Raw genomic sequence first — 14334 nt, forward strand, 5'->3', positions numbered from 1 at the left:
CGCAGCAACCAGTTATATATTCCTTGGTATTGATTTGTATCAGATGGTATCTGAAGAGAACAAAGTGGTCGCCGTCACGGCGACGACCGCGCTCGTGCTGTTGGTCGGGCTGTCGGCATACACGGACCTCTCGTCGGGAGTCGTTGCCGGCGTCGTGTTCGTCGTCGGCATCCTTCTCCCGCAAGTATATCTCAACTACGGCCGGGCCTGAGAAGCGATTCTAGTCGGCGTCGCTTCGCGCCGCCTCGGCGGCGTCGTAGAGCCGGGCGGCGAGCTCCTCGGCGCGGGCCTCCCCGCGGGCCTCGGCGTAGACCCGGATGACGGGCTCGGTGCCGCTGGGCCGGGCGAGCACCCAGCCGTCGCCGAAGTCGAGCCGGACGCCGTCGGTGGCGTTCACCGCCGCGTCGGACTCGCTTGCGACCTGCTCGACGGCCGAGAGCATCGCCTCGCGCTCGGATTCGCTCGCGTACTCGAGCTTCAGCCGGACGTTGTGGTAGCCGCCGAAGGGCTCGATCACCTCGCTGGCCGGCGTCCCCGCGATGAGCTCGAGGAAGCGCGCGCCGATGTAGGCGCCGTCCCGGGCGAGGCTGTACTCGGGGAAGTAGATCCCGCCGTTGCCCTCGCCCGCGACCGGCACGGGGACGCCCTCCTCCTGAAGCTGCTGGATCCGGCTGGTGATGTAGGTGCTGCCGATCGGGGTGAGCTCGAGGTCCGCGCCCGTTCGATCGCAGACGTCGACCAGCCGTTGGGAGACGTTGACCGCGGCGACGGTGGCATCGCCGGGGCCGAGCTCGGCGTCGGCCAGCGCCGCGAGCGCCGTGTCGCCCTCGATATACCCGCCGGATTCGTCGAAGAAGATCGCCCGGTCGCCGTCGCCGTCGTGGGCGATCCCGACGTCGGCGTCGCTCGTCCGCACGAGGGTCGCGAGGTCCGCGAGGTTGTCCTCGACGGGCTCGGGGTTCCGCCCGGGGAACCGGCCGTCGGGCTGGGCGTTGACGGTGAGGACCCGACAGCCCAGCTCGCGGAAGAGTCGGGGGCTGGTCGCCGAGGCCGCCCCGTGGCCGGGGTCGATCGCGACCGTGAGGTCGGCGTCGGCGATCCGCTCCCGGTCGACCGCCGCCAGCACCCCGTCGACGTACTCGCGGGCGGCGTCCTCGACGGCGTGCTCCCGGCCGGTCCCAGACCAGGAGCGCGAGCCGTCGACCTCCGAGAGGAAGGCCTCCTCGACGGCCTCGAGCTCGCCGACCGAGAGCTCGGTGCCGTCGCCCCCGATCAGCTTCACGCCGTTGTAGGCCGGCGGGTTGTGCGAGGCGGTGATCATGACCGTCGGCACGCCCTCGCGGGCGGCGTAGGCCTGTGCCCCCGGCGTCGGCAGCGCCTCCAGCCGGTCGACGTCACAGCCGACGCTCTGGAGGCCGGAGACGGCGGCGTTCTCGAGCATGCGTCCGGTGTGGCGGGTGTCGCGGGCGACGGCCACCCGGTCGGCTCCCCAGACCATTCCCGCGGCGGCCACGACGTGCAGGACGAACTCCGGGGTGATCTCCTCGTTCACGACCCCGCGCGTCCCGCTCGATCCGAACACGTCCATCGCGTGTCAGTCGGGAACGGGAGGGCAAATGAATTCCGGAACAGCCATTTGGCGCCCGGGCGCGAACCCGAGGTATGAGCAGCATCGAGGAGAAGCGCGTCTACGCCGAGAAGAGCGGCGAGGCGACCCTCCGTCTCGCGAGCGACGTCGGCGTCGTCCGCGTCTCGGTCTCGGCCGACTCGATCGGGGAGTTCGGGATCGAACACCGCTGTACCGCCCGCGACCTCTCCTATTGTGGCGGACTCGCGGTCGCCACCGACGAGGACGTCCTGCTGGACGGCGAGCCGACGGGGTTCGGCCCCGCAGTCGCGGTCGGCGGAAGCGAGGTACCGATCGCCGCCGGCCCCGAGGGACGGGTCGCTCGGTACGCGAGCGGGGAGTGGGAGGAACTGGGCCGTCTTGACGGCGTTCGGGCGGCCGACGGCGACCTGCTGGCGGCCGCTGATGGGGTCTACCGCGCGGGTGACGGGCTCGCGCACGTCGGCCTCGAGGGCGCGGCCGACGTCTCGGTTCCGGGGGTTCCGCTGGTGGCGACCGCCGACGGGCTCTATCGGCTGGGCAACGGCTGGATGCGCGAGGCGGAGGGCGGGTTCGAGCGGGTCGCGGCCGACCGGGACTCCCCGCCGGGCGAGCTCGCGCGGGCGTGTGCGCTCGGCGGCGGTGCGCTGTACGTCTACGACGGCGAGTGGCGCGAGCGCGACGTCCCCGAACCCCTGGCGGCGGCGACGATCGGCGAGGCGATCTACGGCGCGACCGCCGACGGAACGCTGTACGTCGACGCGGGCGACGGCTGGCGCTCGCAGGCGCTCGGCGTCCCCGGGGTGGGGGCGATGCTGGTCGGCTAGATCGAAAACGGGTTTAGCGCGCCCGGCAGAACCCCTGTATGATCGTACCCGGTTCGTCCTCACAGTCGCTGGCGGCGGCCCTGGCAAGCGAGCTCGACCGGCCGCTCGCGCCCGTCGAGTTCGAGCGCTTCCCCGACGGCGAGCTGCTCGCGGCGGCGCCCGAGATCGAGACCGATTCGGCCGTCGTGGTCGCCTCGACGACGACGAGCGACGCCCATCTCGAGCTGCTCCAGCTCCAGGACGCCCTGCGCGAAAGCGGCGTTTCGGAGATCACGACCGTCCTGCCGTACATGGGCTACGCCCGCCAGGACGACGCCTTCGAGCCGGGCCAGCCCGTCTCCGTCCGCGCGGTCGCCCGCGCGGTGAGCACGGGCACCGACCGCGTGCTGACCGTCTCGCCCCACGAGGAGAGCGCGCTCGAACACTTCCCGGTGCCCGCACACGCGGTCGACGGCGCGGGCGTGCTCGCCGATCCCCTCCCCGAACTCGCGGATCCCGTCTTCCTCTCGCCCGACGCGGGGGCGATCGAGCTCGCCGAGACCGTTCGAGAGAGCTACGGCGAGGGCGAGGCCGACTACTTCGAGAAAGTGCGCCATTCGGGCAGCGAGGTCGAGATCACGCCCAGCGACGTCGACGTGGAGGATCGGGACGTCGTGATCGCCGACGACATCGTCGCGACGGGCTCGACGATGAGTGGGGCGATCGCCGCGCTCGAAGGGCCGAGGAGAGTGTTCGTGACCTGCGTCCACCCGATGCTCGCGGCCAACGCCAGGACGAAGCTCGCGCGGGCGGGCGTCGAGCGGGTCTACGGCACCGACACGATCGAGCGCGCCGAGAGCGAGGTCAGCGTCGCCCGGCCACTGGCCGAGGCGATCCGCTCATTCTAGCGAGTCGATCGCGATCTCCATCCCGATCCCTTCGACCTCCCACTCGCGGCGGTGGCCGTCCTCGACGGTCCCCAGCTCCTCCGCGCGGACCTCATCGGTGATCAGCTCCTCGTGCTCCGTGACGAGCCTCGCGACCCGATCGTCCGCGATGTCGAGGTCGAGGCGGATCGGGGCGTCGAGCGGGAGGTCCAGTTCCTTTCGCATCTCCTGGACCCGCCGGATGACCTCGCGGGCGTAGCCCTCGCTCTCGATTCCCTCGGTGAGCTCGGTGTCGACGTAGACGACGCCGTGGTCGTCGCCCTCGATGGTGACCCGCGAGCCCGAGATCCCCTCGGGAGTCTCCTCGGTGAACTCGACCATCTCCTCGCGGAGCTCGACCTCCTCGCCGAGCGCCTTCGAGATGGCGGCCTCGAGGGCCTCTAAGGACGGATCCTCGACGCGAGCCTCGTTGAGCGCGCCCATGACCTCTCCCGCTCGATCGCCGAATTCGGGCCCGAGCACGCTCATGTCGGCCGCGGCGCTGTAGGCGAGCTCCTCGAAACGCTCGCCGGGCGCGACCACGCGCACTTCACGGGCGTTGAGCCGGTCCTCGAGGAGTTCCTCTTGGCGGCCGACGGCCTCCGCGAGGCGGTCGTCGCCCGCCGCGACCACGACCCGAGAGACGGGCCAGCGGAGCTTGCGCTCGGCCCGCTGGCGGGCGTTCGAGCCCGCCTCCTCGACCGCGCGAACGAGCTCGATGTCGGTCTCGAGGCGCTCGTCGAGCCAGTACTCGTCGACCTCGGGCCACTCGAGCATGTGGACGGTGTCGGGCGCCGACTCGTCGGTGAGCGCGCCGTGGATCTCCTCGGTGATGAATGGGGTATACGGCGCGAGCAGCGCACAGACCCGCTGGAGGACGTGATAGAGCGTCGCATATGCGGCGTTCTTCGAGGGGCTGTCCTCCTCGTCCCACATCCGCTCGCGGACGACCTGGATGTAGAAGCGCGAGACGTCCTCGACGACGAACTCCATCAGCGCCGAGAGCGCCTGGTCCTGGCGGAACTCGTCCCAGGCCTCGGTCATCTCGCCGGTCACGGTCTGGAGCCGGGCGAGGATCCACTCGTCGACGAGTTCGAGGTCCGAATCGACCGCCTCGAGGTCCGTCTCTTCGGGGTCGAACCCGTCCATGCGCATGTACGGCAGCGGGAACCGGAAGACGTTCCAGAGGATGTTGAGGTTCCGTTCCATCGTCGCCATCTCGTCCCACGAGAAGCGCATGTCCTCGCCCTGCGGATTGACCGAGAGCAGGAACAGGCGCATCGCGTCCGAGCCGTGTTTCCGGATCGCCTCGTGGGGCTGGACGACGTTGCCGACGGACTTGGACATCTTCTTGCCCTCGCTGTCGTTGGCGAACCCGTGCATCAACACCTCGTCGTAGGGGCTCTCGCCGAGCGCGGCGGTCCCCATACCTAACTGCGACCAGAACCACCCGCGGGTCTGGTCGTGGGCCTCCATGATGAGGTCGGCGGGCCAGAGCTCGTCGAAGCGCTCCTCGTCGCCGGGGTAGTCGAGGGTGCCCCAGGAGGCCACTGAGGAGTCGAGCCAGACGTCGAAGACGTCGGGGACGCGCTCGTAGGTGGTGCCCTCCTCGGTGATCGTCAGCTCGTCGACGGTCGGGCGGTGGAGGTCCACCTCGTCGGGATCGACCCCCTGATCGACCCGTTCGGCGAGCTCCTCCCGGGAACCGATCACGATCACGTCGTCCATCTCCCCGCTCCAGCCTTCGGGAGCCCAGATCGGGATCGGGATCCCCCAGTAGCGCTGTCGCGAGACGTTCCAGTCGGGGGCGTTCTCGACGAAGTCCCTGAATCGGTTGTCCCGTGCCCACTGGGGATGCCACTCCGAATCTTCGATGTTATCCAGAAGTTCGTCCTTGACGTCGGTGATCGTGATGAACCACTGGTCGGTCGCCATCTGGAGGATGGGGGTATCACACCGCCAGCAGTGGCCGTACGAGTGGGTCAGCGTTCCGGAGGCGACGAGCAGGCCCTTCTCGTCGAGATCGGCCGTGATCTCCTCGTCGGCGTCCTTGACGAACTGGTTCTCGTATTTGCCGCCCTCGCTCGTATACACGCCGTCGCCGCCGACCGGACAGAAGACGGGCAAGTCGAGTTCGGTGCCGCGCTCGAAGTCGACCTCACCGTGGCCCGGTGCGGAGTGCACCAGCCCGGTGTCCTCGGCCTCGACGTAGTCGGCGTGATACACCTGCCGGGTCCCCTCCTCGTCAGGGTTCGCGGGGACCTCCTCGCTCAGCGGGTGGTCGTACTCCCAGCCGAGCATCTCGGAGCCTGGAAGCTCCTCCTCGATCTCGTAGTCCTCGTAGCGGCCCTTCGAGAGGACGTTCTCGACACAGCCCTCGGCGACGTAGAGGACGTCCTCTTCGTCGTTCCTCGTCGCGCGGACCCGCTGGTAGGTCAGCTCCTCGCCGACCGCGACGAACTCGTTCGCCGGGATGGTCCACGGCGTCGTCGTGTAGATGACGAGGCTTCCCTCGCGTTCGGCGAGCGGGAACTCGACGTAGACGGTCGGGTCCTCGCGGTCCTCGTACTCGACCTCGTTGTTCGCGATCGCGGTCTCACAGCGCGGACACTGGCTGATCGAGCGTTTTCCCCGATCGACCAATCCTCGATCCGCGACCTGCGAGAAGCCCCACCAGGCGGCCTCCATGTACTCCGGCGAGACCGTTTTGTACGGGTTCTCCCAGTCCATCCAGACGCCGAAGGACTTGAAGTCGTCCTGTAGGCCCTCCAATTGTTCGTTCGCGAAGGATTGGCACTCCTCGATGAAGTTCTCCATCCCGAACTCCTCGATGTCCTTCTTGTTCTCGAAGCCGAGTTTCTCCTCGACCTTCGTCTCGATGGGCAGCCCGTGCATGTCGTAGCCCGGGCGGTCGGTGACGTCGTGGCCCTGCATCCGGATCTGGCGGATGTAAGCGTCCTTCAGCGTCTTGTTCCACGTCGTGCCCATGTGGGCCGCACCCGACGTGTACGGCGGGCCGTCGACGAAGAAGAACGTCTCCTCGTCGGCGAACGCTTCTTTCGTTTTCTCGTAGGCGTCGACCTCGTCCCAGTACTCGAACACCCGCTCCTCGACCGCCTCGGGGTCGTACTGGTCGGGCACCTCCCCGAACCGCGCGCCCTCCGAGGGATGGTCCTCCTCGTCGATATCGGACCTGCTCATACCAGTAGGAATCCGACGGGGCGGTAAAGAGCGTTCGGTCGAAAGCCCTCGGCACGCACTGGCGTGCGTGCCTCGCCCTTTTCATTTCCGGCCAGGCCCGCCTAGTCGCGGCGCGCGATCACGCGCCGCTTCCGAGGACGCCAACCCTACCCCGTCCCGCTCGCGTGGCTGCCGAAAGTGGCAGCCACGCTCGCGCTGGCCACCGCCTTTCGTTGCGACTCGACACGGCTTTGGCCGGCGAACTCCTCGAATCGACCGTGCCCGAGTACCCTGATTCACGCAACGTCCTCGAACCGAACTGCACCCGGTGTCCCCACCTCGCCGAGACCCGCGAGTGCATCTCGTGGGGGACCGGCCCCTTGGACGCCGACGTGCTGGTCGTCGGCGAGGCCCCCGGCGCGGGGACGCCTGAGGCCGACCGGTGGAAGGGCGGCAACTGGACCGGGATGGCCTACACCGCCCGCCATTCCGGGCGCGTGATCCGCGACCTGATGGAGGACGTCGGCTACCACGACGCCTACTACACGAACGCCGTGAAGTGCTTCCCGCCGGACGGCGAGGGTTCCAATCGCGAGCCCACCGACGAGGAACTCGCGACCTGCCGGACCCACCTCGTGACCGAGGTCGAGCAGATCGAGCCGGACGCGATCGTCCCGACCGGGAAGCACGCCACCGAGACGCTGCTCGCGCTCGACGGGAAGAGCCTGAATGGCTTTACGGATCACGTCCTGACGCCCATCGACTGCGAGGCGCTCTCGACGCCGCTCCTGCCCGTGCTTCACCCATCCTATCAGAACATCTGGATCGCGCGGCTGGGCTACGAGCCCGAGCAGTACCGCGCGGAGCTGCGCGAGGAGCTCGACGCGCTGTGTGCAGGCGGGTAACTTTCTTACTCCGAGCCGTCACACGTCGAGACATGGCAAGCATCTTCAGCCAGATCATCGACGGCGACATCCCCGCGCGGGTCGTCCACGAGGACGAGACGGCGTTCGCGTTTCTCGACGCCAACCCACTGGCACCGGGCCACACCCTCGTCATCCCCAGAGAGGAGTACGAACGACTGAACGACGTCCCCGAGGACGTCGCCGCGGACCTCTACGCGACGATCCACGAGCTGATCCCCGCGGTGGAGGAGGCCGTCGACGCCCCCGCCACGACGGTCGCGTTCAACAACGGCGAGGCCGCCGGCCAGGAGGTCCCCCACGTCCACTGTCACATCGTCCCCCGGTTCGAGGGCGACGGCGGCGGCCCGATCCACGCCGCCGCGGGCGAGTCCCCGAACCTCGACGACGACGAGCTGGACGATATTGCCGAGAGAATCTCGGCGAACAGCCAGGCATAGTCCGGCCATATCGCGAAGAGGATCTCCGCGAACAATCAGGCGTAGGCCCCTTCCATTACTGACGTCGTGACTGGCGGTTCGAAGGGGGCATCCCCAAATTGATTTGCCTTTTCTAAAGGTAGATTTAAATATGAGTCTGTTATATTATACTGACATGACAGTCGACACCCCCACCGTCTGTCCGGAATGTGATAGCGCGCTCATGACCGAGGAGATAGAGACCGTCTGCACCGAATGCGGGCTGGTCGTCAGCGAGGAGCGGATCGACCCCGGTCCGGAGTGGCGCTCGTTCGAGGACGACGATACCGACCGCCGGCGAACCGGCGCGCCGCTCTCGCGCTCCCGTCACGATTACGGGCTCTCGACGGAGATCGGCTACGGCGGGCTCAACAGGGCGACCGGGCGAAAACGTAGGCTGTACGCCCGGATGCGAAAGCAGAACCGGTGGCCCCAGTGCGAGACGAAGGCCGATCGTAACCAGCGCGACGTGTTCATGCAGATCCGCCGGCTGAGCTCGGCGCTGGCGCTTCCCGACTCGATCCGGGACCAGGCGTGTTCGCTGTTTCGCTCCGCCCAGAACGAGGAGCTCGTCACCGGGCGCTCGCTCGAGGGGTTCACCGCCGCGACGGTGTACGCGGCCTGCCGGGTCCACGGCGTCTCGCGGACCCGCGCCGAGATCCTCGACGCCTCACGCGCCACCCGGCCGGAGCTCGACGCCGCCTACGACGCGATCAACCGCGAGCTCGGCCTTCCCGTCGGGCCGCTCGATCCCGGGGACTACATCCCCCGGTTCGGGAGCCGACTCGACCTCCCGCGGGAGGTCCGGGCCCGCGGGACCGAGCTGCTCGAATCGGCGGTCGAGGACGAGCTGATCGGCGGGCACAACCCCGCCGGCGTCGCGGCGGCCTGCCTCTATACGGCCGCGCGGGAGCGCGAGGCAGGGGTCACCCAGAAGCAGGCCGCCGACGTCGCCGACGTGAGCCCACCGACGATCCGAGTCACGTATCAGGCGCTGTGCGAGGCCGACCTGACCGGCTAAGCGCAACCGCCATGTGCCCCCGGCGTGTTCGCTCGGCCATGACCGACCGGACGGCGGAGCGATCGAGAGGGACCGCCGAGACCGAGATCGAGTGCTCGCTCGACCTCGACGGAGACGGCGACGCGGAGATCGAGACCGGGATCGCCTTCTTCGATCACATGTTGACCGCCTTCGCGACACACGGCCTCTTCGATCTCACGCTTCAGTGCGAGGGCGACCTGGGGATCGACGACCACCACACCGTCGAGGACGTCGGGATCGTCCTCGGGGACGCTCTCAAGGAAGCCGTCGGCGACAAGTCGGGGATGGTCCGGTACGCGGATCGACGGGTGCCACTGGACGAGGCAGTCGCCTCCGTAGTAGTCGACGTCAGTGGCCGGCCCCGCTTCTACTTCGACGGCGAGTTCTCCCAGGACTCGGTGGGCGAGCTGACCAGCGATATGGCCCGGCACTTCGCGGAGTCGCTGGCGATGAACGCCGGGCTCACGCTCCACCTGGAGGTCGAGGGCGAGAACGCCCACCACGAGATCGAGGCGCTGTTCAAATGCCTCGCTCGCGCGCTCGACGACGCGACCCGGATTGACGAGCGCCGGGGCGGGACCCCGAGCACGAAGGGCCAGCTGTGATGTTCGATGAGATCATGGCCAAGTTCGAGGGGTCGCCCAGCCAGCAGGCGGTCATTCGCCTGCTCCTCGAACGCGGCTTCTCGGTCAACGACGAGGGACGGGTCGTCTCGGGCGGGATCGAGATCCCCAACACGCAGGTCGCCCGCGAGATCGACGTCGATCGCCGGGTGGTCGACTCCACGACGGACGCGATCCTCGACGACGAGGAGCTCAGGCTCGTCTTCCAGAACATCTCCCAGATCCCGAGCCTGATGGATCTGGCGCCCGTCATCGACCTCTCGACGCTGACGATCGCGGTCCGGGACGCGGGCCAGGAGGGGATCGTCGCCTCCGTCACTGGCTTGCTCGCGGACAACGGCATCTCGATCCGCCAGACGGTGAGCGAGGACCCCGAGTTCACCGACGAACCGCGCCTCTACATCGTCACCGACGAGCCGGTTCCGGGGAGCGTGCTCAACGAACTGCGCGAGCTGCCGTTCGTCCGAAAACTCGAACTCCAGTAACCTACGGCCACAGCCCGCGGGCCTCGTGGGCGGCCCCGAGCCGTTCGAGCGCGAGCACGTAGGCGGCGTCGCGCCACGCCAGGTCGTGCTCCTCGACGCGATCCGCGACCGCGTTCCACGCGCGAAGCATCTCCGATTCGAGCTCCTCGTTGACGCGCTCGTGGCTCCACGAGCGCCGGTTGATGTCCTGGAGCCACTCGAAGTAGCTCACGGTGACGCCCCCGGCGTTCGCGAGGATGTCGGGAATCACGGACACCCCGCGTTCGCGCAGGATCGAGTCGCCCGTGACCGTCGTCGGGCCGTTCGCTCCCTCGACGACGAGATCCGCGGCGATCGCGTCGGCGTTGTCGGCGGTGATGACGTTGCCGACGGCCGCCGGCACCACCACGTCGACGTCGAGCTCCAGCAGCTCGTCGTTCCCGATCACGTGATCCGCGACTCGCGTGACCGCCTCGGGCTCCTCCTCGTGGGTCGGGATCGACGCGGTGTCGAGCCCGTCGGGGTCGTAGGCCGCGCCGTTGACGTCGCTGACAGCGACGACCGACGCGCCCCACGAGTCGAGCAGGCGCGCGGCGTTCGCGCCGACGCTGCCGTAGCCCTGGACCGCGACCGTCGCCTCCTCGATCGGGAGATCGTGGTACGCACACGCCTCCCGGACGACGATCGCCACGCTCCGGCCGGGCGCCTCCTCACGGCCGTGGCTCCCGCCGATCACCGGCGGCTTGCCGGTCACGACGCCGGGCGTGGTCTCGCCCTGCAGCACGCTGTAGGCGTCCATGAACCAGCCCATCGTCTCGGCGTCGGTCCCCATGTCGGGCGCCGGGATGTCGTGCATCGGACCGACGGTGTCGCGCAGCTCCTGGGCGAACCGGCGGGTCAGCCGCTCGGTCTCGCCGTCGCTCAGCCCCTTGGGGTCGACCACGACGCCCCCCTTCGCGCCGCCGAAGGGCAGGTCCATCACCGCGGTCTTCCATGTCATCCACATCGAGAGGCCGATGCACTCGTCCTCGGTGACGCCGGGGTGATAGCGCATCCCGCCCTTGAACGGGCCCCGAACGCTGTCGTGCTGGGCGCGATAGCCCGTGAACACCTCGAGGCTCCCGTCGTCGCGCTCGACCGGCAGCGAGACGCGCTGGACGCGCGCGGGGTGTTTCAGCCGCTCGACGGTCGCGGGATCGATGTCGACGTGGGCTGCTGCTCGCTCAAGCTGTCGGCGCGCCGTCGCGAGCGCCGTCTCGGGCTCCTCTCGCTTCTCGGTAACGGGAACGCTCATGGTCACTCGATCGAGGTCGCGCAGTTCCGGAACGAGGCGTCGCAGTTCGGACACGAGCCGGGGTGTGACGTCCCGGTCACACGGGTGCCACAGTCGAGACACTCGTAGGCCGATTCGGTCTCGGCGGCGGAGGCGACGTCCCACGTCAGGGTCGGTGAGGTACCGTTTGCTGTCATCGGCATGCAATACTTGCCGGACGGCGAAGTACGCAGGGGTTCAACTGAGAAGTCTGTTATGGTTCCTCATGCTTCAATAGTGAAGCCCCCGTCGAACAGCGCCCCGAAGAGCCGGCGCTGGGAGGCCCGGTTGAGCTGGTAGAACGCCGAGGCGCTGACTCCGAGCGCGTCGGCGACGGCCTCGCCCGAGCAGGCACGGGGCGACTCGAAGAAGCCGCTGTGGTAGGCCGTCCTGACGGCCTCCAGCTGGCGGTCGGTGAGCCGTTCGAGGAGCGCCGACCGGGTGTGGTCGGGCCCGCTTTCTCCGGCGCGCTCGCGCTGGGACAGCAGCGTCGCGTCGGCGTACAGCTCCGTGAGCGCCCCGTCGACCGCGCGGACGTCGGTCGGGTTCGGGACGTCGACGATCAGTCGGGCGCTCGCGTCGTCGGCGCTCGCCCGCAGGGTTCGGAGGGTCGCGCCGTGATCGGCGAGCCGGCTCCCGACGAACGGCGAGGCGAGCCGGAGCCAGAGGACGCCGCCGTCCTCGCGTTCGGCGATGGGGGTCGCCTCCTCGATGGTGGCGACGTCGTCCGCTGACTCGCGAACCCGGTCGAGCGACGCGCCCTCGGCGGTGACGAACGCGAGCACGCCGCCCTCGACCCGCCGGACGCCGCCGTCGAGGGCGACCCCGCAGTCGGCCGCGAGCGCGAGCGCGAGCACCGGACACGACTCCGAGCGGGTCTCGTACTCGAGCTCGGTGACCGTGTCGCTCAGAAGCGCGTCGCGCTGTTTGACCGCGGTGAGCGCCGCGGCGATGGTGTCGGCGAGCTCGAGGAACACCGTTCGGGCCATCTCGTCGAAGGCGTTGGGGCGGTCGGCGTAGACCGACAGCACGCCGTAGGAGAGTCCCTCGTGGGAGAGCGGGACGCTGAGCACCGACTGGTAGCCGCGTTCGAGCGCCGCCGTCCGCCACGGGGCCTCGCGAAAGCCCTCGGCGACGTTTCCGACGGCGACGGGCTCGCCCGCGGCCGCACGGAGCGCGGGCTCGTCGCCGTCCTCGAAGGGGAGGCCGTCGAGGTACTCGCGGCCCTCCCCCGCCCACTCGCGGGGAACGACGCCCTCGCCGTCGGGTTCACCGATCCAGGCAAAGCGGTAGCGGTCGTCGGTCGTGAGCCGGTCGCAGACCGCGCGTTCGATCTCCTCGCGGGTCTCGGCGGCGACGAGCGCCCCGTCGATTCCCCGGATCACGTCGTTGATCCGGTTGAGCCGCGAGAGCTCGCGGTTCCGCTCGCGGAGCTCCCGGTCGCGGTCGTGGAGGGCGCGCTCGCGTTCGAGGCGGTCGAGCGCCGCCTCGGCGGTCGCCGCCAGCAGATCCGCGAGCTCCTCGAGCACCGTTCCGAACTCCCCCTCGGCGTCGGCCACCAGCACGCCGTGATCGCCCAGCGGGGCCGCGAGCAGGCCGTCGTCCACGACGACCGACCCCCGGAGGAAGGCCCGGCCGATCGGGGAGTCCTCGCCGGGGCGGATCGGGTCGAGCGAGCGCCCCGCGGCGAACGCGTCGGTCGTCGCCGCCGGTTCGAGGGAGTTCTCCTCGGCGTCGAAAAGGTAACAGCCGGCCCCGGGGGCGTCGAGCACGTCCGTCGCGTCGGTCGCGACGATCCCCGCGATCTCCCCGCTCCCCTCGGCGTACAGCAGTTCGCGGGCGGTCCCGTGTAACGTCGAGAGCGCGCGCTCGCGCTGTTTCCGGGTGGTGACGTCCCGGCAGCTGTAGAGGGTGGTGCCGCCCTGGATCGAGACGCGTTTGGCGTTGACCAACAGGGTGTGCTCCCGGCCGGCGCGGTCGGTCGCGGTACACTCGATGTTCGTCAACACGCCCTTCTCGCGGAGCTCGGCGGGGTCGAACAGGTCGGGGCCGAGCAGCTCGTCGATCGTGCCCATCTCGCGGATCTCCTCGACCGTGTAGCCGAAGATGAAGTGGACGTTGGGGCAGATATATGTGAAGTGGCCCTCCTCGTCGGTGACCAGTACCGTGTCGGTCATGTTGTTGAGCGTCACGCGGTGGAGCTCCTCCGAACGCCGGAGCTCGTCGGCGAGTTCGACACGCTCGCTGACGTCGACGGCCGTCACGAGCAGGTGCTCCGTCCCGGAGACCGGTCGAACCGCCAGCTCGACCGTCTCCGGCGTTCGCTCGTCGTCCGCACAGTCGAGGAGGACGGTCGAGGAGTCGCCGCCGGCCCCGCGCTCGATTGCGCCTCGCAGCCGGTCGCGATCCGTCTCCGCCACCCACGCGTGGTTCCAGAGCGGCTCCTCGTGGTCCGTTTCGACGGGCGAGAACGACCGGGCGGCGTCGTTCGCCCGCCGGACCGCACCCGTCGAATCGAGCAGCCACGTCGCCGACAGCGACCCGTCGAACAGCGCGTCGAACTGCCGGGCGCGCCGATCGCGCTCCTCGCGGGCACGTCCGGCCTCGATCGCCGAGGCGACCCGCTCGCGGAGGGTGGCCGGCGCCGTCGCGTCGGCAGGGAGGTAGTCGGTCGCGCCCGCCCCGATCGCCTCGCTCGCGCGTTCCTCGTCGCCCGAGCGCGCGTAGACGACGACCGGGAGGGTCGGGCGGTCCTCGCGAACCGCCCGAAGCAGGTCGGGTGCGCTCCCGTCGGGGAACGAGAGCGCGCTGATCACGCAGTCGATCCGGGCGTTGTCGAGGCGGTCGAGCGCCTCCGTCGCGTCCACGGCGACCGACGTCCGAGGCGTGTCGAACGCCTCGCGGACAGCCGAGAGCCACGTCTCGTTGCCGACCAGCAGGAGTCGCGGTGGACCGGTATCGGGGACTGCCATCGCCGTTCGTAGCCGTCCGCGG

General features: G+C 69.3%; 13 protein-coding genes. 8 read left to right on the top strand and 5 right to left on the bottom strand.

Annotated elements, in window-relative coordinates; translation table 11 throughout:
- Positions 1-43 precede the first annotated feature (43 nt).
- A complete protein-coding gene (locus WOA58_RS08735) occupies positions 44-211 on the top strand; it encodes a hypothetical protein (protein WP_340603805.1) in 168 nt (55 codons plus the stop codon).
- A 9-nt stretch (positions 212-220) separates the two neighbouring features.
- On the opposite strand, the gene glmM is transcribed toward WOA58_RS08735, so the two are convergent.
- Complete coding sequence (glmM, locus tag WOA58_RS08740) at positions 221-1588, bottom strand: phosphoglucosamine mutase (RefSeq protein WP_340603806.1); 1368 nt, start codon at positions 1586-1588, stop codon at positions 221-223.
- 74 nt (positions 1589-1662) lie between these two features.
- On the opposite strand from glmM, the gene WOA58_RS08745 reads away from it, so the two are divergent.
- On the top strand, positions 1663-2433 hold the full coding sequence (locus tag WOA58_RS08745) for an HVO_0234 family beta-propeller protein (protein ID WP_340603807.1): 771 nt from the start codon (positions 1663-1665) through the stop codon (positions 2431-2433).
- Positions 2434-2471: 38 nt separating this feature from the next.
- On the top strand, positions 2472-3320 hold the full coding sequence (gene prs / locus WOA58_RS08750) for a ribose-phosphate diphosphokinase (protein WP_340603808.1): 849 nt from the start codon (positions 2472-2474) through the stop codon (positions 3318-3320).
- On the opposite strand, the gene ileS is transcribed toward prs, so the two are convergent.
- The gene (gene ileS, locus WOA58_RS08755; protein WP_340603809.1) at positions 3312-6539 is read right to left on the bottom strand and encodes an isoleucine--tRNA ligase; all 3228 of its coding nucleotides are present in this window, start codon (positions 6537-6539) and stop codon (positions 3312-3314) included. The genes prs and ileS overlap by 9 nt on opposite strands.
- A 212-nt stretch (positions 6540-6751) precedes the next feature.
- Here ileS and WOA58_RS08760 point away from each other — a divergent pair, with 212 nt between their 5' ends.
- The 5 genes from WOA58_RS08760 (at position 6752) to WOA58_RS08780 (ending at position 10049) form a co-directional block, all read left to right on the top strand.
- Complete coding sequence (locus WOA58_RS08760) at positions 6752-7423, top strand: uracil-DNA glycosylase (protein WP_390220769.1); 672 nt, start codon at positions 6752-6754, stop codon at positions 7421-7423.
- Between the two features lie 32 nt (positions 7424-7455).
- Positions 7456-7881: an HIT family protein gene (locus tag WOA58_RS08765; protein ID WP_340603811.1), complete on the top strand. Its 426-nt coding sequence runs from the start codon at positions 7456-7458 to the stop codon at positions 7879-7881.
- A 154-nt stretch (positions 7882-8035) separates the two neighbouring features.
- Positions 8036-8920 (top strand): transcription initiation factor IIB, encoded by an 885-nt coding sequence (locus tag WOA58_RS08770; protein ID WP_340603812.1) that lies wholly within the window; start codon positions 8036-8038, stop codon positions 8918-8920.
- 38 nt (positions 8921-8958) lie between these two features.
- Positions 8959-9546, top strand: a complete 588-nt coding sequence (gene hisB / locus WOA58_RS08775; RefSeq protein WP_340603814.1) for an imidazoleglycerol-phosphate dehydratase HisB — start codon at positions 8959-8961, stop codon at positions 9544-9546.
- Positions 9546-10049 carry an amino acid-binding protein gene (locus WOA58_RS08780; RefSeq protein WP_340603815.1) on the top strand — a complete coding sequence of 168 codons (504 nt, stop codon included), beginning with the start codon at positions 9546-9548 and terminating at the stop codon, positions 10047-10049. Before hisB ends, WOA58_RS08780 begins: the two co-directional genes overlap by 1 nt.
- A 1-nt stretch (position 10050) precedes the next feature.
- Here the strand turns inward: WOA58_RS08780 and gdhB are convergent, their stop codons facing one another.
- The 3 genes from gdhB to WOA58_RS08795 form a co-directional block, all read right to left on the bottom strand.
- Positions 10051-11322, bottom strand: coding sequence for a glutamate dehydrogenase GdhB (gdhB, locus tag WOA58_RS08785; RefSeq protein ID WP_340603816.1), 1272 nt, complete (start codon positions 11320-11322; stop codon positions 10051-10053).
- A gap of 2 nt (positions 11323-11324) precedes the next feature.
- Entirely contained in the window at positions 11325-11498 is a 174-nt protein-coding gene (locus WOA58_RS08790) for a rubrerythrin-like domain-containing protein (protein ID WP_340603817.1), read from the bottom strand.
- Between the two features lie 66 nt (positions 11499-11564).
- Entirely contained in the window at positions 11565-14312 is a 2748-nt protein-coding gene (locus WOA58_RS08795) for a bacterio-opsin activator domain-containing protein (RefSeq protein ID WP_340603818.1), read from the bottom strand.
- Positions 14313-14334: the final 22 nt, after the last annotated feature.

It is taken from the genome of Halalkalicoccus tibetensis (assembly GCF_037996645.1).
Taxonomy (GTDB): domain Archaea; phylum Halobacteriota; class Halobacteria; order Halobacteriales; family Halalkalicoccaceae; genus Halalkalicoccus; species Halalkalicoccus tibetensis.